The organism is Rhodococcus sp. CH91 (assembly GCF_022554085.1).
Lineage (GTDB): Bacteria > Actinomycetota > Actinomycetes > Mycobacteriales > Mycobacteriaceae > Rhodococcus.
In genome coordinates, this window is record NZ_JAKFYR010000006.1 from 53964 (window position 1) to 77024 (window position 23061).

19 protein-coding genes are annotated in these 23061 nt (G+C 70.2%); 10 read left to right on the forward strand and 9 right to left on the reverse strand.

Annotated features, from left to right (window positions below):
- Window positions 1-6: 6 nt before the first annotated feature.
- Window positions 7-609: a PPA1309 family protein gene (locus MOM01_RS13210; protein ID WP_241385891.1), complete on the forward strand. Its 603-nt coding sequence runs from the start codon at window positions 7-9 to the stop codon at window positions 607-609.
- A 27-nt stretch (window positions 610-636) separates the two neighbouring features.
- Here MOM01_RS13210 and MOM01_RS13215 read toward each other — a convergent pair whose 3' ends face one another.
- Window positions 637-1662 carry a YlbL family protein gene (locus tag MOM01_RS13215; RefSeq protein ID WP_241385892.1) on the reverse strand — a complete coding sequence of 342 codons (1026 nt, stop codon included), beginning with the start codon at window positions 1660-1662 and terminating at the stop codon, window positions 637-639.
- 87 nt (window positions 1663-1749) lie between these two features.
- On the opposite strand from MOM01_RS13215, the gene MOM01_RS13220 reads away from it, so the two are divergent.
- The 3 genes from MOM01_RS13220 (at window position 1750) to MOM01_RS13230 (ending at window position 5512) form a co-directional block, all read left to right on the forward strand.
- On the forward strand, window positions 1750-3198 hold the full coding sequence (locus MOM01_RS13220) for a zinc-dependent metalloprotease (RefSeq protein ID WP_241385893.1): 1449 nt from the start codon (window positions 1750-1752) through the stop codon (window positions 3196-3198).
- A gap of 95 nt (window positions 3199-3293) precedes the next feature.
- Entirely contained in the window at window positions 3294-4190 is an 897-nt protein-coding gene (locus MOM01_RS13225) for a TOMM precursor leader peptide-binding protein (protein ID WP_241385894.1), read from the forward strand.
- Window positions 4187-5512 carry an ABC1 kinase family protein gene (locus MOM01_RS13230; RefSeq protein WP_241385895.1) on the forward strand — a complete coding sequence of 442 codons (1326 nt, stop codon included), beginning with the start codon at window positions 4187-4189 and terminating at the stop codon, window positions 5510-5512. Before MOM01_RS13225 ends, MOM01_RS13230 begins: the two co-directional genes overlap by 4 nt.
- An 18-nt stretch (window positions 5513-5530) precedes the next feature.
- On the opposite strand, the gene MOM01_RS13235 is transcribed toward MOM01_RS13230, so the two are convergent.
- Window positions 5531-5830, reverse strand: a complete 300-nt coding sequence (locus tag MOM01_RS13235) for a WhiB family transcriptional regulator (protein WP_241386102.1) — start codon at window positions 5828-5830, stop codon at window positions 5531-5533.
- Window positions 5831-6287: 457 nt separating this feature from the next.
- On the opposite strand from MOM01_RS13235, the gene MOM01_RS13240 reads away from it, so the two are divergent.
- Entirely contained in the window at window positions 6288-6647 is a 360-nt protein-coding gene (locus MOM01_RS13240) for a VOC family protein (RefSeq protein ID WP_241385896.1), read from the forward strand.
- Window positions 6648-6672: 25 nt separating this feature from the next.
- Here the strand turns inward: MOM01_RS13240 and MOM01_RS13245 are convergent, their stop codons facing one another.
- Entirely contained in the window at window positions 6673-8814 is a 2142-nt protein-coding gene (locus tag MOM01_RS13245; RefSeq protein WP_241386103.1) for an ATP-dependent DNA helicase UvrD2, read from the reverse strand.
- 110 nt (window positions 8815-8924) lie between these two features.
- On the opposite strand from MOM01_RS13245, the gene MOM01_RS13250 reads away from it, so the two are divergent.
- Complete coding sequence (locus tag MOM01_RS13250) at window positions 8925-9179, forward strand: mycoredoxin (protein ID WP_241385897.1); 255 nt, start codon at window positions 8925-8927, stop codon at window positions 9177-9179.
- Between the two features lie 51 nt (window positions 9180-9230).
- Here MOM01_RS13250 and nudC read toward each other — a convergent pair whose 3' ends face one another.
- Both nudC and MOM01_RS13260 read right to left on the reverse strand, forming a co-directional pair.
- Window positions 9231-10130: an NAD(+) diphosphatase gene (gene nudC / locus MOM01_RS13255; protein WP_241385898.1), complete on the reverse strand. Its 900-nt coding sequence runs from the start codon at window positions 10128-10130 to the stop codon at window positions 9231-9233.
- A gap of 9 nt (window positions 10131-10139) precedes the next feature.
- Entirely contained in the window at window positions 10140-11228 is a 1089-nt protein-coding gene (locus MOM01_RS13260) for a potassium channel family protein (RefSeq protein ID WP_241385899.1), read from the reverse strand.
- A 354-nt stretch (window positions 11229-11582) separates the two neighbouring features.
- Between MOM01_RS13260 and MOM01_RS13265 the strand changes: the two genes are divergently transcribed.
- The gene (locus tag MOM01_RS13265) at window positions 11583-11972 is read left to right on the forward strand and encodes a DoxX family protein (protein ID WP_241385900.1); all 390 of its coding nucleotides are present in this window, start codon (window positions 11583-11585) and stop codon (window positions 11970-11972) included.
- Between the two features lie 39 nt (window positions 11973-12011).
- Window positions 12012-13076 carry an NAD-dependent epimerase/dehydratase family protein gene (locus MOM01_RS13270; protein WP_241385901.1) on the forward strand — a complete coding sequence of 355 codons (1065 nt, stop codon included), beginning with the start codon at window positions 12012-12014 and terminating at the stop codon, window positions 13074-13076.
- An 8-nt stretch (window positions 13077-13084) separates the two neighbouring features.
- On the opposite strand, the gene MOM01_RS13275 is transcribed toward MOM01_RS13270, so the two are convergent.
- Genes MOM01_RS13275 through MOM01_RS13285 form a run of 3 tightly spaced genes read right to left on the reverse strand, consistent with a single transcriptional unit; the run spans window position 13085 to window position 20499 of the window.
- The gene (locus MOM01_RS13275; protein WP_241385902.1) at window positions 13085-13768 is read right to left on the reverse strand and encodes an alpha/beta fold hydrolase; all 684 of its coding nucleotides are present in this window, start codon (window positions 13766-13768) and stop codon (window positions 13085-13087) included.
- Between the two features lie 9 nt (window positions 13769-13777).
- A complete protein-coding gene (locus MOM01_RS13280) occupies window positions 13778-17149 on the reverse strand; it encodes an ATP-dependent helicase (RefSeq protein WP_241385903.1) in 3372 nt (1123 codons plus the stop codon).
- The gene (locus MOM01_RS13285) at window positions 17146-20499 is read right to left on the reverse strand and encodes an ATP-dependent helicase (protein ID WP_374112306.1); all 3354 of its coding nucleotides are present in this window, start codon (window positions 20497-20499) and stop codon (window positions 17146-17148) included. The genes MOM01_RS13280 and MOM01_RS13285 overlap by 4 nt, the downstream gene beginning before the upstream one ends.
- Before the next feature lie 150 nt (window positions 20500-20649).
- On the opposite strand from MOM01_RS13285, the gene MOM01_RS13290 reads away from it, so the two are divergent.
- Together MOM01_RS13290 and MOM01_RS13295 are read left to right on the forward strand one after the other, a co-directional pair.
- Window positions 20650-21444, forward strand: a complete 795-nt coding sequence (locus tag MOM01_RS13290; RefSeq protein ID WP_241386104.1) for an alpha/beta fold hydrolase — start codon at window positions 20650-20652, stop codon at window positions 21442-21444.
- Window positions 21445-21447: 3 nt separating this feature from the next.
- Window positions 21448-21798, forward strand: a complete 351-nt coding sequence (locus tag MOM01_RS13295) for an MGMT family protein (RefSeq protein ID WP_241385905.1) — start codon at window positions 21448-21450, stop codon at window positions 21796-21798.
- On the opposite strand, the gene MOM01_RS13300 is transcribed toward MOM01_RS13295, so the two are convergent.
- A complete protein-coding gene (locus tag MOM01_RS13300) occupies window positions 21757-22980 on the reverse strand; it encodes a DUF6297 family protein (RefSeq protein ID WP_241385906.1) in 1224 nt (407 codons plus the stop codon). The two genes, MOM01_RS13295 and MOM01_RS13300, sit on opposite strands and share 42 nt — an antisense overlap.
- Between the last annotated feature and the right edge of the window lie 81 nt (window positions 22981-23061).

The window sequence follows — 23061 nt, forward strand, 5'->3', positions numbered from 1 at the left end:
AGGCGGGTGAGCCAACGTCTTCCCGTGCCTTCCGAACGAGCACTCGCGCGCGCCGTCCACGAGATCATCGATTTCGCGGATGCGGAGGGCTGGGACCGCCCTCCCGTCATGTTCGCGCTCGTCCCGACGGTGCTGCTCGCCGCCGCGGAACCGACACTCGCCGACCAGCTCGACGAGGGCCACGAGTACACGCCGATCGCCCAGGACGACTTCCCCGAGGACGTCGAGGGCGGCAGCCCCGCCCTCGACGAGTTCCTCGCCACCACCACCTGGCCGGACTCGGTCGCCGGGTGTGCCCTCGTCCAGGAGGTGGTGATCCTTCCTCCTACGGCGGAGAACGAGCTCGACGACGCCTTCGCCCCGCTGCTCGCGGACGCGCATGCGGCGGACGAGGCCGCGCGTCACGCCGCCCACAGCCATCCCGAACGGCGCGCCGCGCGGTTGATCTCCGCGGTGCTGCGCGACGGGCCGTCGCTCTCCCTCCTGCAGTTGCGTCCGCTCGACGACGACGATCCGTTCGCGGGGGCCGAACTGCGGAGCTACGACAATCTCGCCCCGCACGTCGTCGCGGCGCTGTACGCCACCCTCGAGGCGGGCGACGACGACTGACTTCCGGCTACCGCCGGGCGCGGTGGGTCAGCTGCAGGCGGGCGCGTCCTGCCCGGCCGCGATCGCTTCGAGGGAATCGATCGCGCCGTCGAGTGTGTCCACTTTCACAAGCCGGACACCCTCGGGAGCCCCGCTCGACGCCTCTGCGCAGTTGTCTGCGGGAACCAGGAAGACCGTCGCTCCGTCCTCCGCCGCCGCGGTCAGCTTGTGGGTGATGCCGCCGATCGGCCCGACGTTTCCGTCCGAGTCGATCGTGCCGGTGCCCGCGACGTTCATCCCGCCGTTGAGCAGTCCGGGGCTGAGCTTGTCGACGACGGCCAGGCTGAACATCAGACCCGCCGACGGGCCGCCGATGTCCGCCAGGTTGAAGGTGACCTCGAAGGGCACCTGGGGAACCTCCTCGGTCGCGATGCCCAGGAATCCCTTGTCCGACTCGCCGGGTCGCTCGCCGACCGGCACCTCGAGCGTCTGCTCGGTATCGCCGCGCCGGACGGTGACCTCCACCGATTCGCCGGGCCGCACCGCGCCCACCGTGCGTTGCACCTGGCCGGCGGTGGTCATGTCCTCTCCGCCGACGGCGACGATCTCGTCGCCCGCTTCGAGCACACCGGCTGCGGGAGCGCCCTGACCCACTTCCGCGACGCGCAGCGTCACCGGCAGGTCCAGATAGTGCAGGGCGGCGAGTTCGGCGGAGCGTTCGGACTGCGCGAACTGCGCCTGATCCACGGCCTGCACCTCGTCCTTGCTGCGGTCCGGCGGGTAGACCTGCTCGCGGGGCGCGACGCCGTACCGTCCGCTGATCCAGGCGGTGACCGCCTGGGCGAGGGTGAGATTGTCGGTCACGCCGACCGTCGTCATGTACATGCTGCCCTCGGTCCGGTCCGCCTCGATCCCGTCGATCTCGACGACCGGCGTGCCCTCGATCTCGCCGAGCGTGTCGAAGGTGGGGCCCGGACCGAGCGCGACATAGGGAGCCCGGACGTTGAACGCCACCACCACGATGATCAGGATCGGGAACGCGAGCGCGAGCGGCATGACGAGGCGACGATTCACCCGGCCAGGGTATCGGGCGCACCGTGTTCGCCGTCAGCGTGACCACGATGCGGATCCTCCGGCGCCATGCCTTGTACCGTTGGTTGCATGAGCGACACGCCCTTCGGATTCTCGAATCCCGACGACGACCCCGACCGCAAGAAGGACGAGGGTTCCGGTAGCGGCGGCACCGGTGGCGGTATGCCGTTCGGATTCGGGCTCCCCGGCAGCGGGGGCAGCGGCGACAATCCGTTCGGTGCGCAGGGCTTCGATCCCGCGCAGTTCGGTCAGATGCTCAGCCAGTTCGGTCAGATGCTCGCCGGCATGGGCAGCGCCATGGGTTCCGGGGGCTCCGGCCCGGTGAACTACGACATCGCCACGAAGCTCGCACGACAGCAGATCGGCTCGGTCTCGCCGATCTCCTCGCGCACGGCCGACGCGGTGGCCGACGCCGCACGTCTCGCCGAGCTGTGGCTCGATGCCGCCACGACCCTGCCGGCCGGTGCCTCGAAAGCCGTGGCATGGACGCCCGTCGACTGGCTCGACAACACCCTGGACACCTGGAAGCGCCTGTGCGATCCGATCGCCGAGCAGGTCAACGGCATGATGCTGGCCGGCCTGCCCGAGGAGGCCAAGGCGATGGCCGGGCCCATGATGGGCATGTTCTCCCAGATGGGTGGGGTGGCCTTCGGTTCCCAGCTCGGCCAGGCACTCGGGCAGCTGTCGAAGGAGGTGCTCACCTCCACCGACATCGGGCTCCCCCTCGGCCCTGCCGGGACGGCGGCGCTGCTCCCCGCTGCGGTCGAGTCCTTCGGAGAAGGCCTCGAACAGCCCGCTCAGGAAGTGCTCGTCTTCCTCGCGGCACGGGAAGCCGCTCACCAGCGCCTCTACAGTCACGTGCCCTGGTTGCGGCAGCAGGTGCTGGCGGCGGTCGAGGAGTACGCGCGCGGCATCCGCATGGACATGTCGTCGATCGAGGACCTCGCCCAGGGCATCGACCCGTCTGCACTCACCGATCCTTCCAAGCTCGAGGAGATCCTCAAGCAGGGTGCCTTCGAGCCGCAGACCACTCCCGAGCAGAAAGCCGCGCTCGAGCGGCTCGAGACGATGCTCGCGCTCGTCGAAGGCTGGGTCGAGACGGTCGTGACGGACGCGCTCGGCGACCGGCTGCCCGGTGTGTCGGCCCTGACCGAGACCCTGCGTCGGCGCCGGGCCACGGGCGGACCCGCGGAGCAGACCTTCGCGACGCTCGTCGGGCTCGAACTGAGGCCCCGCAAGGTTCGCGAGGCGGCGGCACTGTGGCGGCGCCTGACGACCGATGCCGGTGCCGATGCCCGGGACCAGGTGTGGGCGCACCCCGACCTGCTGCCCGACTCGTCCGATCTCGACAATCCGGCGGCGTTCGTCGACCGGGTGATCGGCGGGGGTACGGGGGCGTTCGAGGATCCGATCGCGCAGTTGCGCGAGACGATGGAACGCGAACAGGCCGAGCGGGAACGTGCCGCTGAAAACGACGAGCCGAAGGACGATCGCCCCGGAGACAGCGGCACCTCGTAGACCGGCACATATTCCTCCCGGCCGGAGCGTCGGGCCTGTGGACAACTCCCCCACGCACGCCTGTCGGGCGTGCGGGGGATGTCACCGTGACGGGCATGACCACCGCATCCTCTGTCTCCGCGCACACCCCGCCCGCGACCTCCGGTCTGCTCGTCGATCCGGAACTGCCGGTGCTGGAACGATCCGACGGAGCAGTCCAGCTCGGCTGGGGTCCCGACACCGCGACGGTCGTCGTTCCCCCCGAGGGCATGGACGGCTTCGACGTGGGCGTACTGCTCCGTCTGCTCGACGGGCGGCTCACCGGCGAGGAGGTGCTCGCGGCTGCCGCACTGCGCGGATTGTCGCCGGCCCCGGTCCGCGAGTTGCTCGACGAACTCGTCGCGAGCGGCGTGGTCCGGCAAGCTCCGGGGCCCTCGGGTGAACGGCTGCGTCCACGCCGGGTCCGCGTGTACGGTTCGGGACCGCTCGCGGCTGCGATCGTCGATGATCTCCCGCCCTGGGAAGTGCGCTGGGTGCGGTCGCCGGTCGGTGACGGTCATCCGGATCCGGCCGCTGCGACCGGCTGTGTCGTCCTCGCCGATCGGCAGGTACCCGATCCCCGCCTCGTACGCGCGCTGGTGCGGGCAGGGATTCCCCATCTCCCGGTGCGGATCCGTGACGGACGCGGCGTCGTGGGCCCGTTCGTGCTTCCCGGACGCAGCAGTTGCCTGCGCTGCGCCGATCTGGTGCGGACCGATCTCGACCCGTCCTGGCCACGGCTGGCCACCCAGTTGTACGGGCGGGAGGGGCAGGCCGGACGTGCCGTGACCTCGGCGACAGCGGCACTGGCCGTCGTCCAGATCGAGGCGTTCTTCTCGGCCGATCCGTCCGTCTCTCCCGCGGTCGACCGCACGCTCGAACTCGATCTGCGAACCCACCGTATCGCCGCGCGACGATGGTTCCGCCACCCCGAATGCGACTGCTCGGCCATCGCGTCGGTCGGTCAGGCATGATGGGAGGCGTGCCAGAGATCCCTCGCAGAAGCTCGTCCCGCACCGCCAAACTCGCGAGTATTCCCTTGGGAATTGCGGGACGCGCAGCCGTCGGTTTCGGGCGACGGCTCGCCGGCGGAGACCGGGAGGAGATCGACGCCGAAATGACGGCGAAGGCCGCCGAGCAGCTGTTCAGCGTGCTGGGCGAGCTCAAGGGCGGCGCGATGAAGTTCGGGCAGGCGCTGAGTGTGATGGAAGCCGCGGTTCCGGAGGAGTACGCCGAGCCGTACCGGGAAGCGCTGACCAAACTGCAGGCGGAGGCTCCTCCCCTGCCCGCACGGGCCGTGCACCGCGTTCTCGATCAGCAACTCGGCACCAAGTGGCGTGAGCGGTTCCAGTCGTTCGACGACGTCCCGGTCGCCTCGGCGAGCATCGGCCAGGTGCATCGAGCCGTGTGGTCGGACGGGCGCGATGTCGCGGTGAAGGTCCAGTACCCCGGGGCCGACGAAGCGCTGCGCGCCGATCTGCGCACGCTCTCCCGTTTCGCCGGGGTGTTCGCGACACTGATGCCGGGCGCCGACGTGCGCGCCCTGCTCGACGAACTGACCGAACGCACCGAGGAAGAACTCGACTACCGGATCGAAGCCGACAATCAGCGGGCCTTCGCGAAGGCCTTCGCCGACGACGACAAGTTCGTGATCCCACGAGTCGTTGCCAGCGCGCCGAAAGTCGTGGTGACCGAATGGCTTTCGGCTACCCCCTTATCGGTGATCATCGTCGGCGGTACACGGGAACAGCGCAACCGGGCCGGCGCCCTGCTCGCGGAGTTCCACTTCTGTTCGCCCGCACGTGCCGGCCTGCTCCACAGCGACCCGCATCCGGGAAATTTCATGCTTCTCGACGACGGGCGGCTCGGAATCATCGACTTCGGCGCGACCGCGGCGATGCCCGACGGCTTCCCTCCGGTGCTCGGCCGGATGGTCCGGCTCGCCGTGGACGAACGCTTCGACGAGCTCACCCAGCTCCTCTACGACAACAAGTTCGTTCTGCCCGGGCGCACGGTCACCGACGAGGAGATCGCGAGTTACCTGCGGCCCTTCACCGATCCCATACACACCGAGTCCTTCCACTTCACCCGGTCGTGGCTCCAGCGGGTGGCGGGCACGGCCACGGATTTCACGAGCTCGACGTTCCGGACGGCCCGGGCCCTGAATCTGCCTCCCGAATACGCGAGCATCTTCCGTGTCCTGCTGGGATCGGTGGGTATCTGCGCGCAGCTCGACGCCGAGGCGCCCTACATGCGCATCCTGAGCGAGTGGCTGCCCGGCTTCCTCGAGGAGTGACGAAGCCGGGCAACGGGTTCACACGCAGACCAGTTCCTTTCGGGGTTCCACCACCGGATGCTTCCGCGGTCGCCCTCGGGGCCTCTTCCGGGCCACCACGACGCCGCGGTCGATGATCTCCCCACCCCATACACCCCACGGCTCCTCCCGTTCGAGCGCCGCAGCCAGACACCGGGCCCGCACCGGACAGCCCGCGCACAGCGTCTTGGCGTACTCGAGTTCCCCCGGGGTCTCGGCGAACCACAGGTCGGGATCGTTGTCGTGGCACGGCAGAACGTTCTTGCCGGGGCGCGACGGGCTGTGACCATGCTCCTCGATTCCTTCCCTGCGCCTCGACGGGATCGACAGGTTTTCGCTCGGCACGTGAGCTCCTTTGCTGGTTCGTTCGAAATGCGATGCGAACCCGGGCCGGAAAGAGAAAGGCCACGGTCCGCTGGGCGGGGTCCGTGGCCTGGAAGGAACGAAACGTCTAGCGGGAGAAACTCCTCGGCTGACGTCCGGCCACGGACGAGACGGCGGCGGCGTGCACACGACGGCGTGCACGCGGCGCGGCTGCCGCTGCGGCAGCAACCACAGGTGTTGCGACGCGAGGGGCCACTGCCGTTGCGAAGGCGTCGAAACCGAGCATCGGGGCCACCTCACTTTCTCGTCGCGCACGGAACCGTCTCCCGTGACATCGTCAGCCAGCCTAGTTTCGCGGGCACGATCCGCACAAGTGATTTTCTACCTGCGGTTTCGTGTCGCTCATCGGGTGCCGGGACTACAGTCGGAAGGCATGGCACTCGCGACCACGAGATTCCTCCCTGTGCTCGACTGCCCCGATCCGCGTGCACTCGCCGAGTTCTACCGCAGGCTGCTCGGGTGGACGATCACCGACGACCGGGAGGAGTGGGTCGAACTCGCCCGGGACGACACGACCGCGATCGCCTTCCAGCGCGACCCCGACTTCACACCGCGCCACTGGCCCGCCGACGGAGTGCACGCCCACCTCGACTTCGAGGTGCCGGATCTCGACGAGGCCGAGCGGATCGTGCTCGGTCTCGATGCGCTGCGCGCCGACGACGGATCGACCACCGGCACCTTCCGGGTGTTCCGCGATCCGGCCGGGCACTATTTCTGCCTGTGCGCGTGCTGAACTCCGCCCCGGACGACGATCCTTCTCAGAGATCCAACGTGTCGACGGTGCGCTCGCCACGCACGAGTGCGAGCACATCCGCCCCGTACTGCTCGAGTTTCTTCGCCCCGATCCCCGGGATGGCCACCAGTGCACGGTCGTCGCGCGGTTGCTGCTCGGCGATCGCGACGAGAGTGTTGTCGCTGAAGACCACGTAGGCGGGCACTTTCATCTCCTTGGACCGCTCCCGGCGCCATTCCTTGAGCGCGACGAGAAGGTTCTCGTCGAGATCCGACGGGCAGCCCTCGCAGCGGCCGAGCATCGTCGACGTGGTGCCCATGAGCGGTCTGCCGCAGACGCGGCACTGGGGCCGTTTCTTCCGCGGCGCCGCGGGCTCGGCGATCTTCGAGGCGGGAGAGCTGTCCGGGATCAGGCCGTGGAGGAACCGGGAGCGGCGGCGCGAGCGGCGACCCCCTGCGGTCCGTGACAGGGCCCACGACAGGTGCAGATGGACCCGGGCACGGGTGACGCCGACGTAGAGCAGGCGGCGTTCCTCCTCGATACCGGCCTCGTCGGGAGGGGTGTCCTTGTCTCCGGTGACATGCGTGATCGGCAGGGTCCCGTCGGTGAGCCCGACCAGGAAGACGGCATCCCATTCGAGCCCTTTCGCCGCGTGCAGCGACGCGAGCGTCACACCCTGGACCGTCGGAGGCTGACGTGCCTCCGCCCGCGCCGCGAGATCGCGCAGCAGGCCGTCGAGAGCGAGCCCCGGCTCGTGCTCGAGCAATTCCTCGGTGAGTTGCACGAGAGCGACGAGCGAGGCCCACCGCTCGCGGGCCTGGGTGCCCACCGGCTCGGTGTCGGTCAGGCCGAGGGGAACGAGCGTCGCCCGGACGAGGGAGAGCAGACCGGAACCGCGGTCGGCACCGTCCGGAAGGTCGTCGCGCGCACCGGCCTGACGGAGCGCGTTGACCGCCTGCCGCACTTCCGCGCGGTTGAAGAAGCCTTCTCCGCCACGCACCTGGTACGGGATTCCCGCCTCGGTGAAAGCCTGTTCGTAGGCCTCGGATTGGGCGTTGATGCGGTAGAGCACCGCGATCTCGGCGGCGGGTACACCGGTGCCCATCAGTTTCGCGACGGCCTTCGCAACGGCCTGCGCCTCCGCCGGCTCGTCGTCGAACTCGGCGAAGGTCGGCTCCGGTCCGGGCGGACGCTGGCCGACGAGCTTCAGACGTGTTCCGGCGATCCGGCCCCGGGCGGCGCCGATCACCCGGTTGGCGAGATCGACCACCTGGGGGGTGGATCGGTAGTCGCGCTCGAGGCGCACGACGGTGGCGTCGGGGAACCGGCGGGAGAAGTCGAGCAGATGTTTCGGGGTGGCTCCGGTGAACGAATAGATGGTCTGGTTGGCGTCGCCGACGACGGTGAGGTCGTCGCGGTCGCCGAGCCACGCGTCGAGCACACGCTGCTGCAGCGGCGTGACGTCCTGATACTCGTCGACGACGAAGCAGCGGTATCGGTCGCGGAACTCCTCCGCCACGGCGAGGTTGTCCTCGAGTGCTGCGGCGGTGTGCAGCAACAGATCGTCGAAGTCGAGATACATCCCGTCGCCCGAGCGGTTCTTGAGCTGCTCGTACGTCGCGTACACATGGGAGATCCGTTCCGGATCGGCCGGCGGGGTACGGCGGGCCCGGGCCGCCGCGGCCGGATAGTCCTCCGGGGCGACGAGGGTGCCCTTCGACCATTCGATCTCCGACAGCAGATCGCGCACGGTGTCGGTGTCGGTCGCGAAGCCGCACCGGCCCGCGGCCTGGGAGACGGCCGCGAACTTGCGGTCGAGCAGCTGCCACGGCGTGTCGCCGACGACCCGCGGCCAGAAATAGCGCAACTGCCGCAACGCAGCCGCGTGGAAGGTACGTGCCTGCACCTGTGATCCGTCGCCACCGATGCCGAGTTCACGCAGCCGCGATCGCATCTCACCTGCGGCACGAGCGGTGAACGTCACGGCGAGGACCTGACTTGCCGAGACGTGCCCAGCGGAGACGAGATGCGCGATCCGGCGGGTGATCGTCCGGGTCTTGCCGGTGCCGGCACCGGCGAGCACGCAGACCGGTCCTCGGGGGGCGAGTACTGCAGCTGCCTGCTCCGGGTCGAGACCGTCCACCACATCCGCACACATGGCCTCCATCATGACAGCGGCCGCCGACAGCGCAGTCCACCGGCAGCACAAGCGGTGTGGCGTCGGACACGCCCGACCCGGTGTGGAACACGGGAGGCGGCTGTGATGTTGTCTCAGACATGACGACCACCGACTCGCCTGCTCTGACCGTGTACTCCACCAGCTGGTGCGGATACTGCAGGCGGCTGAAGAAGCAGCTCGACGAGAACGGCATCGGGTACACCGAGATCGACATCGAATCGGATCCGGCCGCCGCCGAATTCGTCGGAAGCGTCAACAACGGCAACCACGTGGTGCCCACCGTCAAGTACGCCGACGGCAGCACCGCCACCAATCCCCCGCTGGCCGAGGTCAAGCGCGCACTGGGTCTGTGATCCGGTAGATCGTTCCGGGAGGCCGGTCGCGTTCGTCGCGGCCGGCCTCGCTCATTCCTTCGCCCAGCCCTCGAGCATGCCGCGTGCGATCGAGATCGATCCGGGCAGCAGCAGCGGAACGTCCTCGGCCGAGGCCCAGTCGCCCGTCGCCAGTGCCGCGCGGACCTCCTCGCGCGTGAACCAGCGCGCCTCGGTGATCTCACCGTCCCGGAAGTCCAATGCCTGGCCGGGATCGGCGACCGCTGCGAAACCGAGCATCAGAGATCGCGGGAAGGGCCACGGCTGGCTGCCGAGATACCGCACATCCCGCACATCGACCCCGACCTCCTCGCGGATCTCGCGGACGACACACGATTCGAGCGACTCGCCCGCTTCGACGAAGCCCGCGAGTACGGAGAAGCGCCGCTCGGGCCAGACCGGTTGCCGGGCGAGCAGGACGCGGTCGTGTCCGTCGTGCACCAGGCAGATGACGGCCGGATCGGTGCGGGGGAACTCCTCGTGCCCCGTCTCGGTACTGATCCGCGACCAGCCCGAGATCGTCGAGTGGGTGGGCGAGCCGTCGACCGCGCTGTATCCGGCGTTGTCGTGCCAGTTCAGCAGGGCGACGGCACTGACCATCAGGTCGGCGTCGGCATCGTCGAGATGCTCGCCCACACGCCGGAGGTCGGCCACCGTCCCGGTCTGTGCGAGTACCCGAGCCGCCCAGACGTGATGTCCGTCCCGGATGCCGAGGAAGACCGCGCCGGGCACCGGTTCGGCACCGAGATCGGCTGCCTCGCCGAGCACCAGCGCCCCGTCGGACACGCGGACCTGATTGCGCCGATCGACCCGCAACAACTTCGCAGCGGCCCATCCGGCGCGCAGTGCGTCCTCGTCGGAACGCAATTCCTCCGCCCGGTCGACGACGGTACGTGAGAGCAGAGGGGTGCCCGCCAGGGCGAAACCGGTCACATCAGCACCCTAGCCACGCATCGCGCCCGGCGGCGAACCCACCAGCCGGATGTAGAGCAGCTTGTCGTCCGCCTCGAGCGCGTCGACCTCCGGTGAACCTATCCGCCACATCCGCCCGTCCCGAACGACCGCCAGGACGATGTCCTTGAGATGCCGCGGCGAGCCCCCGACCTCGCTCGGCTCGACATCTCGTTCGGAGATCGCGAATCCCGCTTCCGGGGTCAGCAGGTCCTCGATCATCTCGACGACGTTCGGCGTCGTCGTGGCGATGCCCAGAAGGCGACCTGCCGTTTCCGAGGAGATGACCACCGAATCCGCACCGGACTGCCGCAGCAGATGGGTGTTCTCCGATTCACGGATAGCGGCGACGATCTTCGCCCGCGGCGCGATCTCCCGGGCGCTGAGGGTCACGAGCACCGCGGTGTCGTCGCGGTTCGCAGCGACGATGACGGCCGCCGCGTGCTGGACGCCGGCGAGACGGAGCACATCGGATTTCGTCGCCGAACCCTGCACCGTCACGAGCCCCTGGCCCGCTGCGGACTCGAGCACCACCGGGTCGGTGTCGACGACGACGATGTCCGACGGGGCGATCCCGTCACCGAGCATCGCATCGACGGCGGTCCGTCCCTTGGTGCCGTAACCGATGACGACGGTGTGATTACGCACGCGGCGCCTCCAACGCTGAATCTTGAATGCTTGTCGTGAGCTCTCGGTCAGGGCCGACAGTGTCGTACCGACCAGCACGATGAGGAAGAACACCCGGAGCGGAGTGATCAGCAGGATGTTGATCAGTCGCGCTTCGGGAGTGACGGGGGTGATGTCACCGTAGCCGGTGGTCGAGAGCGACACGGTGGCGTAGTAGACGCAGTCCAGCAGCGACAGTTCGTCGCCCTGGGCATCCCGGTAACCGTCTCGATCGAGGTAGACGACGACCACCGCGAGGAGCAGCGCCGCGAACGCGTAGCCGATGCGGCGGGCGATCGCGAGGCCGGGGCTCGTCTGTTCCTGCGGGACCCGCAGGACGCCGACCAGAGCGAAGTCGGGCCGCTCGGTGAGCTGATCGGAGCGGTTGAAGCGCGCACGCAACCTCCCGGGCATCGCGGGTCTCCCACCTTTCTCGTGCCGGCTCACACCGGTGGCCGCTCTCGGTCGTGTCGGTACCGGTGCCTACTGCGCCCGATATCGGATCGCAGCCTACGCGCCCGGACGGCCGAGGTTCGCATCTTCACCCGTGCGAAAGCGCGGCTCGCCGCAGTGCCGAAAGCGCGGCTCGCCGCAGTGCCGAAAGCGCGGCTCGCCGCAGTGCCGAAAGCGCCGGCTCGCCGCGCGTGTCGAAGGTATGTATCTCTGCGGCGCTGCGGCTGTACCGTGGCGCGCATGTCCACGCAANCGGCTCGCCGCGCGTGTCGAAGGTATGTATCTCTGCGGCGCTGCGGCTGTACCGTGGCGCGCATGTCCACGCAACCGTCGCAGCGATCCGCGATCCGGCTGGCCTGCCTGCTTCTCGGCGCCGGCGTCCTGCACTTCGTACGACCGGAACCCTTCGACGGCATCGTTCCTCGTGCCCTCCCGGGTGAGGCCCGCACCTATACCTACCTGTCCGGTGCAGCCGAGATCGCTGTGGCCGGCGCTCTCGCAGTGCCGCGATCGCGACGGCTCGGCGGTGCCCTGGCCGCCGCCCTGTTCCTCGCCGTCTTCCCCGCCAATGTGCAGATGACTGCGACCTGGCTGCGCAGCCCGAAGCTCTCCCCTGCCGCGAAGGCGCTCTCGGTCGCCCGGCTGCCGCTGCAGATTCCGCTCGTCACCGAGGCGCTGAAGGTGCGCCGCGCCGCCGTCCACTGATCCTGTGATTACCGTCACCGCGACGGGGTATGCACCGGCATGGACAACCGACGTGCTCTGAAGGTCGTCGTGGTGGGCGCGACCGGCAATGTGGGAACCGGTGTGGTCGAGGCGTTGAGCAGAGAACCCGACGTCGCGGAGATCGTCGGGGTCGCGCGACGCCCGACGGAATGGACCTGCCCCAAGACCACCTTCATCGTCGCCGATACCACCACCGACGATTTCCGTCCCCTCGTGCGCGGCGCCGACGTGGTGATCCATCTCGCGTGGCTTTTCCAGCCCACCCACCGCCCGGAAGTGACGTGGGCGAACAACGTCCTCGGTGCGATCTCGGTGTTCGAGGCCGCGGCAGCGGAGAAGGTCCCCGCGCTGGTGTACTCGTCGTCGGTCGCGGCCTATTCGCCCGGCGGGTCGACACAGCGTGTGACCGAGGACTGGCCGACCCACGGATGGCCCGGCGCGGCCTATCCGCGCGAGAAGTCCTATCTGGAGCGTGTTCTCGACACGCTCGAGCTGCGCGAACCGGATATGCGGATCGTGCGGATGCGGCCGTATTTCATCTTCAAGCGCGAGTCCGCGACGTCCCAGCGGCGGCTCTTCGTCGGCCCCCTGCTGCCCGGAAATCTGATGCGAAGCGGGCTGTTGCCCGTGATGCCGCTCGTCGAGGACCTGCGCGCTCAGGTGCTGCACACGAGCGATGTGGCCGACGCGTTCGCTCGCGCGACCGTCCGGCCCGTGCGGGGAGCGTTCAACCTCGCGACGGAACCTCCGGTGGACGGCGCGTTCCTCGCAGAGATGTTCTCCGCCCGGAAGATCCCGGTGCCGCGCGCGGCACTACGCGAGGCGGTACGTGCGGCCTGGCACGCGCATCTGGTTCCGGCGTCGCCGGGCCTGCTCGACACCGTGCTGCAACTTCCGCTGCTCGACAGCACACGCGCCCGCACCGGACTGGGATGGACACCGCGATACTCGCCCTCCGAGATTCTCGAGGAGTTCCTGTCGGGCCTGCGTGAGGGCGCCGGGATGCCCACCGCCCCGCTGGCTCCCGATACCGCCGGCCGCCGGGCACACGAGGTAGCCACCGGAGTCGGGCAACGTCCCTGACCGGAGCCTCACGTCGCCGGCACCAGGAGCTGCGCGAGGTCGACCGGCCGTGCCAGCGCCGGCAGGTGGCCGCTGTCGACGATCTCGGGTTCCACCCCGAGACGCTCGCGCGACAGCCGGGTCACGAGGGGCAACGGGAACAGTCTGTCGTGACGTCCGGCGATCACCCGGACGGGCACCTGCGGCCACCGGTCGGCATTCCAGGCCGGTTCGAATGCCGCATCGGCGAGGGCTGCCTGCTCGCGGGTGAGCGCCTCGGCGGCGAGATCCTCGGGTACGTCGTGGAAGAACAGTTCCCGTGCATCCATCGGCGCGTCCGGGTCGCGGCCCTCGGCGACGTCCTGCTCACGCCTCGCGGCGGCGTGGCCGACGTTCTCCCACCACAGCGCAGGCGACTCGCCCGGTGACGGGATCATCGGGGCGACGAGCACGAGTTCGTCGACGGTGTACCGCTCGGCGACGAGAGCGGCGGTGAACGCCGACATGGACTGTGCCACGACCACCAGGGGTCGCGGGGCCGCCCGCACCGCCCCGACCACGACGTCGGCATAGTCGTACTGCCCGGCGGTCTCATCCGCATAGGGCAACTCCACCGCGATGGTGTGGTGGCCGCCGCGTTCGAGAAGCGGGATCACACGGTGCCAGTACCAGGCATCGGATCCGGCACCGGGCAGCAGCGCGAAGGTCGTCATCGTCGAGTCCTAACCGGTCGGGTCGGAGTCGGGCGGGCCGTCGGGCGACGAGTCCCCGGCCTCCAGAACCAGTCGTTCGAGGGCTGCCGCACCGGGCAGATCTTCCGGCGCGACGGTGCGTCCGGTGCGGACGTAGTGGAATGCCGCCCGGACCTTGTGCAGGGGCAGGTCGGCGGGCCGCCCGGTGAGCCGCTCGGTTCGCGCCGCCATCAATTGCGCCCAGGCGAGCCGATAGGCGGCCAGCTGCACGCCCACCGCGGCGAGCTTCTCCCCTTCGGGTTCGGCGCCCGTCTTCCAGTCGATGACCGTCCAGCCTCCGTCCGGATCCTCGAAGACCGCGTCGATGCGGCCGCGGATCACGGTGCCACCCAGGGCCGTTTCGAAGGGCACCTCCACCTCGACGGGATTGCGCGAGGCCCATGGTGAGCGCAGGAAAGCGTCCTGGAGCCGGTCGACATGCGATTCGTCGCCGTCCTCGTCGTCGGCGCCGGGAAGCTCGTCGAGATCGAGGAGGCGTGTCGCACCGAACCTGCGCTCGAGCCACGCGTGGAAGGCGGTGCCACGACGAGCGAGAGGGTTGGGCCGGAAGGGCAGCGGCCGGCGCAGCCGGGCCGCGAGCGCACCGGGATCCGTGGCGAGGTCGACGAGCTGACTGACGGACAGTTGCGCCGGCAGGATCACCTCGGCACTCTGCTCGGCACGCTGCTCACGTTCCGCCAGCAGCGCGTCGACATCCGCAGCCCAGTCGTCGGGATCGTCGTCGTATCCGGTGGGGATGTCGGGCCGGCCGAGTTCGGCGAGGACGAGCGCAGCCCCGCGTTCGACCGCGGCGCGGCGGGAACCGAGAGGGTCGTGCGGCCACAGGGCGCTGCGCGGCGACGCGGTGAGAGGGTTCTCCTCGTCGGGTCCGGGTTCCGGCGCCCAGTGCTCGACCACACCGAGTTCGGTCCGGGCAGTGACGATCTCGTGGAGTTCTTCCAGGAAGGGCGACGGGCCCTTGGGGTCGGCTCCCGTGTCGGCCCAGTGGTGCGCGGAGACGAACAGTGCCCGTTCGGTGCGGGTGAGCGCCACGTAGAAGAGCCGACGATCCTCCTCGAGCTTGCGTCGTTTGAGCGCGTCCTTGTGAGCGTCGATGGCACGCTCGAGCATCTTGCGGTCGGAGACGTCGGCGAGTTCGAGCACCGGCACACCGTCGGTGCTGCCCGGTTCGTCGCCGGGCAGCACCCGATCGCCCCGCAGATGCGGAGGCAGTTCGCTCGTCGAGCCGAGCCAGGTCGCGGCGGCGGTGGACGAGGGGAAGACTCCCGCCGCGACGTGCGGAACGGCGACGACCTCCCATTCGAGGCCCTTCGCGGAGTGGACGGTGAGGACCTGCACCCGATCCGGGTCCACCTCCACCTCCCCCGGCGCGAGTCCCTGCTCGATCTCCTCGGCCGCCGACAGATAGGCCAGCAGCCCCGGCAGGCTCGCGTTGGTCCGTCCGGCGTAGTCCGCGACGACGGCGGCGAACGCGTCGAGGTGCTCTCGACCGGCGACACCGCGTCGACTGCCCACCCGGGCCTCGGTCTCGATACCGATGGCGAGGACACGTTCGACTTCGGCGACGAGTTCGGTGAGCGGCTGCCCGAGTCGTTCTCGCAGCGAGGTCAGCTCCCGGCCCAGTGCGACGATCCGCGCGTAACCGAACTCCGAGTAGCGGGCGCGGTCGCCGGGATCGGAGATCGCGTCGGCGAGGCCCGCCTGGTCTGCGTACTCACCGGGAAGCGCCGAATCGAGGGCCTCCTCGAGAGCCTCGGGGTCGGTCACCGCACCGGCGACACCCCAGCGCCCCGCGATGGCCAGTTCCTGGGCGCGCTGCCACAGCGCCTTCAGATCGGCGGCACCGAGCTGCCAGCGGGCGCCCGTGAGCACCCGCACCGCCGCGCTCCCGGCGAGCGGATCCGCTGCCAGGCGGAGCATCGCGAGCACATCGGCGACCTCCGGAGTGTGGAGCAGCCCGCCGATACCGACGACCTCCACGGGCAGGTCCCGGGCCCGGAGCGCTTCGGCGATCGGCGCGGCATCGGCGTTGCGCCGCACCAGGACGGCCGCGGTCGGGGGCTTCCGCCCGCCCTCGAGAGCGGCGGTGTATTCGGCGGCGATCCGCTCTGCCACCCACTCGCGTTCGGCCGCGACGTCGGAGTGGAGGGCGAGCCGGACGTCGCCACCGGTCGCATCCGGCCGTGGACGCAGACGGCTGACGGAGACCCCGCGGTCGCGGAGCGGTTCGGAGGAAACGTTCGCCAGTTCGAGAGCCTGCGGCGGATTCCGCCAGCTGGTGAGCAGTTCGAGGGTCGGCGCTGCCCGCCCCCCGGCCGACGGGAAGTCGGTCGCGAAACGCGGCAGGTTGGCGGCCGAAGCACCGCGCCATCCGTAGATGGACTGCATGGGATCGCCGACCGCGGTCACTGCGAGTCCGGGATCCTTGCCACCCCCGAAGAGAGCGGCGAGCAGGATGCGCTGAGCGTGACCGGTGTCCTGGTACTCGTCGAGCAGCACGGCCCGGAACCGGCTGCGCTCCCCGGCACCCACGTCGGGGTGGTCGCGGGCGACACGGGCGGCGAGCGACATCTGGCTGCCGAAGTCGAGGGCGCCTTCACGACGCAGGGTCTCCGAGAGCCGTTCGACGAGCGGGAGCAGTTCGAGACGCGCGTGCTGCGTCTCGAGACAACCCAGCAGGGCCTTCGACGGTGTCCCGCGCTGCCCCGGCCCCGGGGGCAGCGTCTGCACGAGTCGTTCGAGTTCGAGATGGGCGTCGCGCAAGGCACCGGGCTCCACGAGATGCTCGGCGAGCTGGCCGGACAAGGCGAGCACCGCCTCGGTCACCGAAGCGGGATTACGGTCGGTGTCGAGTTCGCCGTCCCACGAACTGACCACCCGGTGCGCGACCTGCCACAGTTGCGTCTCGGACAGCAGCGTGGCCGACGGTTCGATCGGCAGCAGCAGGCCGTGCTCGGCGAGCAGGCGACCCGCATAGGCGTGATAGGTACTCACCTCGGGTTCGCTGCCGAGAATGCGGGTGCGGAGCCCACCCGAAGGGTCGAGATCACGGAGCAGCGATGAACCGGCGAGTTTGGCCAGCCGCGCCCGGATCCGCGCGGTGAGCTGCTGCGCCGCCTTGCGGGTGAAGGTCAGGCCGAGCACCTGTTCGGGTTCGACGAGACCGTTGGCGACGAGCCAGACGACGCGGGCGGCCATCGTCTCGGTCTTACCGGCCCCGGCACCGGCGACGACGAGCATCGGGCCGGGCGGAGCCTCGATGACGGCGGCCTGCTCCGGCGTGGGCGGCAACTGCCCGAGCGCCTCGGCGAGGCGAAGCGCGCTCACCCGCGGTGCATTCATTCCCCCGTCACCTGCCTGCCTGCGTCGTGTGCGGGGCAGCTCGACAGGACCGGGCAGTGCCGGCACCCGTCGTTGACCCTCGCGACGAATTGCGGACCGCGGGTCGCGGCGGCGGCCTCGTGGATGATCTCGCGCCACTGTGCGAGACCCTCGTCGTCGAGAGGCGGTTGCACCCGCTGCGTCGCGCCTTCCTTGTTGTGCGGTTTCGCCACGAAGACCAGTCGCGCACCTCCCGGTGTCGCGGCGGGCACTCCCTCGATCGCACCGGCCGCCGCGGCGACCTGGTAGGCCGCCAGCTGGGCGTGATCGCGTGCCGCATCCTTGGACACCGGGTTCTTCGCGGTCTTGACGTCGATGACGACCGGACGCCCGTCGGCGTCGCGTTCGAGCCGGTCGATGCGGCCGCGGAGTCTCACACGAGGTTTGTCGCCGGAGTCGGGCTCGAGGATGCCGTCGACCTTGACCTCGACACCGATCTCGGTGAGCTCGCCGCGGGTGCCCTGGAGCCAGGTCGAGAAGGTGTCGAGCATGCGGCGGGTGCGTTCGAGTTCGCGACGCGCATACCATTCGGCACCGAGATCGACCGAATCCCACGCTTTCTCGAGCGCCTGATCGACCCGGTCGGGAGGGATCCGTCCGGCCAGCGCCTGGACGAGGGTGTGCACGAGCGTTCCGGTCACGGCATGACTGTTCTCGCCGTCGGAGCCACCGTGACGTTCGAACATCCACCGCAGCGGGCACGTCGAGAGTTGCTCGACCGTCGACGGTGACAACCGCACCGCGTCGTCGTCCGGATCCCACAGCGGATCCGCCGTGCTGGGATCGGCGGTGCCGTACCAGTCGTCGGGGTGCGCTCCGCGCACCCCGGCTCGGGCGAGACGCGCGAGCTGCTCGGCCGCGCGCTGCTGCCGCTCCGGTTCTTCCTCGGCGATCACCGGATCGCACACCACGCTGCGCAACTCGGCGACGAGCGCGGGAAGCGCGAGCACCCGCGTGCGGACCTCCTCGGGAACCGCATCGAGAAAGCCCTCGGCCGGGTCGGTGCCGTCGCCGTCGTCCGCCGCGAGAAGCTCGTCGACGAAACGCGAGCGGACGAGTTCGCTGTCGCCACCCACGGAATCGACGGCCGTGACGAGCACACTCGTACGGGCCCGGCTGCACGCGACGAGGAACAGGCGTCGCTCGTCGGCGAGCAACGGCGCCGTGCGGGAGAGCCGGGCAGTGCCGTCCTCGCCGCCGTCGGCGCCGGACACGGCGTCGATCAGTGCCTCGATGCCGAGCAGGGTGCCGCGAGCACGCAGGCTCGGCCACAGCCCTTCCTGGACACCGGCGACCACCACGACGTCCCACTCGCGGCCGGCGGCGGAATGTGCGCTGACGACCGTGACGGCCTCGGTTTCGGCAGCCACACGGCTCCGGACGGCAGCGGGGATCTCCTGCTCGGTGAGGTAATCGACGAATCCTGCGATCTGCGCGCGCGGCAGGCGATCGACGTAGTCGGCGGCGGCGTCGAACAATGCCACGACCCCATCGAGATCGCGGTCGGCCTGCGCACCGATCGGGCCGCCCCAGGCCGACGCGGCGGCCCACCGTCGTTCGAGGCCGGTGGCCTGCCATGCCTCCCACAGCACGTCCTCGAGCCCGCCCCCGCGCTCGGCAGCCGACCGCGCCTTGCGCAATACGGCGAGCACCTTCTTCAGGGGCGCTGCCTCGACGTCGGTCAGTCCACGCACGAGATGCGCATTGTCGGAGGTGTGGTCGCCCTCGGTGAGCAGGAGACGCAGCAGTTCGGCGGAATCGCGGTCGTTTCCCGAGGCGAGTTCGACGCGGCGCAGGCCTCGCCGCAGCCGCCGCAGAGCGACCGGTTCGGCACCGCCGACCGGGCCGGAGAGCAGGGCCAGAGCTTCTTCCCCGCCGAAACCGTGACTCGCCACCGCGCGCAGCACCAGCAGCAGCGCTGCGACGCTGTGCTGGCGGGCCAATGGGAGTTCGGACGCTGCGGTCGTCATCGGTACGCCCGCCGCGAGGAGTGCTCGCCGCAGCGGCGCCAGCACCCGCGGCACGGAGCGCACCACGATCGCCATCCGCGACCACGGCACCTCGTCCGCAAGGTGTGCCCGGCGCAGCGTGTCGGCGACGAGCGCCGCCTCCTTGGCCTGCGAGGAGCACACCGCCACCCGCACACGCCCGGGCTCGACCACATCTCGGTCACACGGCTCGGCCACGCCTCGGTCACGCGGCTCGGCCACGCCTCGGTGCGGTGGCAGGCCCGGCAGTCTGCGCGCGACGCGATCGGTGAGGTCGGCCACTGCCGGGGCCGCCCGGTGGTTGACACCGAGCACGACCCGGCGGGAAGCGTCGGTCTCGCCGAGTCCCTCGAGGAAGGAGGGATCGGCTCCCCGGAAGCCGAACACGCTCTGATCGGGATCGCCGGCAACAGTGCTCGTCCGTGTGCCGGTCCCGATCACCCGGACGAGTTCGGCCGCCTGGGGGTCGAGATGCTGAGCATCGTCGACGAGCAGGTGACGTATCCGGCCGCGCTCGGAGGCGAGGAGGTCGGGGTCGGTGGCGAACGCCGCGAGGGCAGCACCGACGAGTTCGGCGGCGTCGAGCGCCGGAGCAGTGGCCTCGGGAGCTTCGAGGCCGACCGCGCCGCGCAGCAACATCACCTGTTCGTAGCGCTCCGCGAACCGTCCCGCCGCGACCCATTCCGGGCGATCACGTCGCTCACCGAGCTCGACGAGATCCTCCGGGCCCAGACCGCGTTCGTTCGCCCGCAGCATCAGGTCGCGCAACTCGACCGCGAAACCCGTCATTCCCAGGGCCGGACGCAGACGTTCGGGCCACATCCAGGCGCCGTCGTCGATGTCGCCACGCAGCAGTTCGCGCAACACGGCGTCCTGTTCGGCTCCGGTGATCAACCGCGGCGGCGGGTTGCCGTGCGCGGACGCCTGCAGGCGCAGGACCGCGAAGGCGTACGAGTGCACGGTCCGCACGAGCGGCTCACGCGTGGCGCGGGGAACCGCGCCGTCACCGAGCGCGAGCAGACCGGCCGTGATCGCCTCCCGCACCGCGGTCGCGGCCCGCCGCGAGTGGGTGAGGATCAACACCGATTCGGGATCGGCGCCGTTCGCGATGCGATGGACCGCGAGGTCGACCAGCAGGGACGTCTTCCCCGTGCCCGGCCCCCCGAGAACCTGCCAGGGCCGCCATCGGAGGGACGGAGGGGCGTCGTCGAACACCACGCGTACCTCGTCGGGCCACGTGCGCGGCTCCTGGGCCGTGCCCGGCCTGCGCACCAACCGGGCCGCCGGACGACGGACACGATCGGGGGTCTGGGGCTCGGACATGCGCGAGACGGTGGCGGGCACGTCGGTGCCCTGCCCCGGTGCGGGCGGCAGGGCGAGAAGGCCGGTATCGACGTCGAGCATGACTCCATCCCACCAGACGGGTACGACAGCCGGGTCCGGGTGCTGCGCGAAGACACGACGACTGCGATAGTGGTCGGCGTGAGCACCGAGGACCTTCTGCACACCCACCTGTTCGGGCCCGCCGACGGACCGGAGGTCCTCGCTCTGCACGGGCTCACAGGACACGGCCGCCGCTGGCGTAACCTCGCGGAACGGTATTTTCCGCAGGTACGCTTCGTCGCGCCCGATCTGCGCGGTCACGGACGTTCGCCGTGGACTCCCCCGTGGTCCTTCGAAACCCACGTCACCGACCTCACGGCGGTGCTGGACGCGCACGCCACCGGTCCCGTCACCGTGGTGGGCCACTCGTTCGGAGGCGCGCTCGCGCTCCATCTCGCCGCGGCGGTCCCCGACAGGATTCGGGCGCTCGTGCTCCTCGATCCGGCGATCGGACTTCCCGCCGACCGGATGCTCGAGATCGCCGACCTCACGCTCCGCCACCCCGACTACACGGACGAGGCCGAAGCCCGGTCCGAGAAGGTCCACGGCGACTGGGCCGAGGTCGCGAGCGACCTCCTCGAGGATGAGATCGCCGAGCACCTCGTCGAGCTCGACTCGGGCCGCGTCAGCTGGCGGGTGTGTGTGCCTGCCCTCGTCGCATCGTGGGGCGAACTCGCCCGCCCTCCCGTCCTTCCTCCGGCGGGTGTCCCGACGATCCTCGTGCAGGCCGGGAAGGTGCAGCCCCCGTACACGACACCGGAGTTCCGGCAGGATCTCGCGGAACGACTCGGTGACGACCTAACCGTGCTCGAATTCGACTGCGACCACATGATCGACCAGGCCCGGCCCGGCAAGACGGCCGAGATCCTCACCCGGATGCTGTAGCCGATGGTCACGACGGACGAGCAGATCGAGCGGGTCCGCGAACTCGTGGCGTCCGTTCCGGCGGGCCGAGTCGTCACCTACGGCGACATCGCCGTCGCGGCGGGCCTGTCGAGTGCGCGGACCGTCGGATGGATCATGCGGACCGATTCCGCCGACCTGCCGTGGCATCGCGTGGTCCCCGCCTCCGGCCGGCCGGCCGAGCACCTCGCACGACGACAACTCGCCCGCCTCGAGCTCGAGGGTGTTCCGATCGACGGTGACCGCATCGACCTTCCGCGCGCCCGGCACCGCTTCCCGAGCGCATCATCACGGTCAGGCGAGGACGGCAGCGAGCCAGGCGGACGCGACGAGTAGGTCCGGTCCCCGGCACCACTGCCGGAGCAGATCGACCGGTAGCTGCCCGACAGCCGTCACCAGATTCAGGCCGTCGTAGCCGATCGGAGGCCGCGTGCGCAGGCGGTAGGCCGCCGCGCACCCCCCGACGAGACCGATTGCCACGCTCACCGTCGAGACATCCGAGGCGAGAGCCGTCACCGCGGCGGCGACCGTCGCGACCGCTCCGGGGAAAACCGAGAGGGAAAGGCGCAGCTGCCGGTCGCCCATGCCGAGAAGACCGGCGAAGTCGGGCTCCCGACACACCTCGCGCAGTCCCGCGGCGGACACCGTCGCCACCGTGAACACGGCGGCGAGGTGCAGAACTGCGGCCGCGGGTGCAGGCACGACCGCCGCGACCGCCGCACTGCCGAGTACCCCGGCGAACGCCAGAGCCGTCGGTGCGGGCCGGCGAGTGAGACGGAGCAGGTCGGATCCGACGAGTGCGGAGATCCTGGTGTGCGGCAAAGCGCGGGAACGCCGGGATGCACGGCGCAACCATCTCCTCCGTTCCACCAGATCGAACAGCGGTGCCGGATCGAGCGCGGTGGCAGAGACCGATAGGGCCGTCGTGGTCTCCGCTGCGGTCGCCCATTCGGGCGCCCCGATGCGACCGCACGACACGAGCGCGACGGCCCCGAGGAGAGCACCGGCTGCCCACGCTCCCGCGGCGACCGCCGGCCCCGGCGGTGGGACTGCCACACCTGCCACACCGGCGACGGCTGCTGCGGCTCCCACCACCGGGCAGACCCGGATCAGCACGGTCACGGGAGCAGGTGCGAGGATCCGGCACTGCACGAGCACCGGGAGCGCGACGGCTCCGACACCGAGAGCGGCGGCGACCAGCACGAACGCCACCCGATCCGCGGGTGCCGCGACGAACGCCGCGAGGCGGCCGGCCACCGCGCCTGCGACGGCACCGGCCAGCAGGCCCGCCGCGACCGTCGGCCGCAGGAACGCACCGCGATCGATCGGGGTGGACAGCAACCAGAACTGTTTCTCCGCAGCGCAGGTCACGGGACCGAGCGCGCGGGCGGTCGCCGTTCCGAGCGCCGCCGCGACCGCGACCACCAGCCACCCCCAGGCCGGCGAGCACGGCGCAGTCGCGGCAGGATCCCCGCACGCCGGCAACACCACCGGAAGTGTGAGCAACCACCAGCCCACGCCCCACCCACGTACAGCCCGAGGATGGTCAGCACGACCGTCGCCGTCCGGCCCGAGGAAGAGGCGTGCCGATGCTCGAAG

Excerpts from the sequence above, each read along its gene's own strand:
- MOM01_RS13280 (WP_241385903.1), bottom strand. The coding sequence starts at position 17,149 with ATGAATGCACCGCGGGTGAGCGCGCTTCGCCTCGCCGAGGCGCTCGGG.
- MOM01_RS13295 (WP_241385905.1), top strand. The coding sequence starts at position 21,448 with ATGGTCACGACGGACGAGCAGATCGAGCGGGTCCGCGAACTCGTGGCG.
- MOM01_RS13270 (WP_241385901.1), top strand. The coding sequence starts at position 12,012 with ATGGACAACCGACGTGCTCTGAAGGTCGTCGTGGTGGGCGCGACCGGC.
- MOM01_RS13245 (WP_241386103.1), bottom strand. The coding sequence starts at position 8,814 with ATGGAGGCCATGTGTGCGGATGTGGTGGACGGTCTCGACCCGGAGCAG.
- MOM01_RS13220 (WP_241385893.1), top strand. The coding sequence starts at position 1,750 with ATGAGCGACACGCCCTTCGGATTCTCGAATCCCGACGACGACCCCGAC.
- MOM01_RS13225 (WP_241385894.1), top strand. The coding sequence starts at position 3,294 with ATGACCACCGCATCCTCTGTCTCCGCGCACACCCCGCCCGCGACCTCC.
- MOM01_RS13265 (WP_241385900.1), top strand. The coding sequence starts at position 11,583 with ATGTCCACGCAACCGTCGCAGCGATCCGCGATCCGGCTGGCCTGCCTG.
- MOM01_RS13260 (WP_241385899.1), bottom strand. The coding sequence starts at position 11,228 with ATGCCCGGGAGGTTGCGTGCGCGCTTCAACCGCTCCGATCAGCTCACC.
- MOM01_RS13240 (WP_241385896.1), top strand. The coding sequence starts at position 6,288 with ATGGCACTCGCGACCACGAGATTCCTCCCTGTGCTCGACTGCCCCGAT.
- MOM01_RS13230 (WP_241385895.1), top strand. The coding sequence starts at position 4,187 with ATGATGGGAGGCGTGCCAGAGATCCCTCGCAGAAGCTCGTCCCGCACC.
- MOM01_RS13250 (WP_241385897.1), top strand. The coding sequence starts at position 8,925 with ATGACGACCACCGACTCGCCTGCTCTGACCGTGTACTCCACCAGCTGG.
- MOM01_RS13285 (WP_374112306.1), bottom strand. The coding sequence starts at position 20,499 with ATGTCCGAGCCCCAGACCCCCGATCGTGTCCGTCGTCCGGCGGCCCGG.
- MOM01_RS13275 (WP_241385902.1), bottom strand. The coding sequence starts at position 13,768 with ATGACGACCTTCGCGCTGCTGCCCGGTGCCGGATCCGATGCCTGGTAC.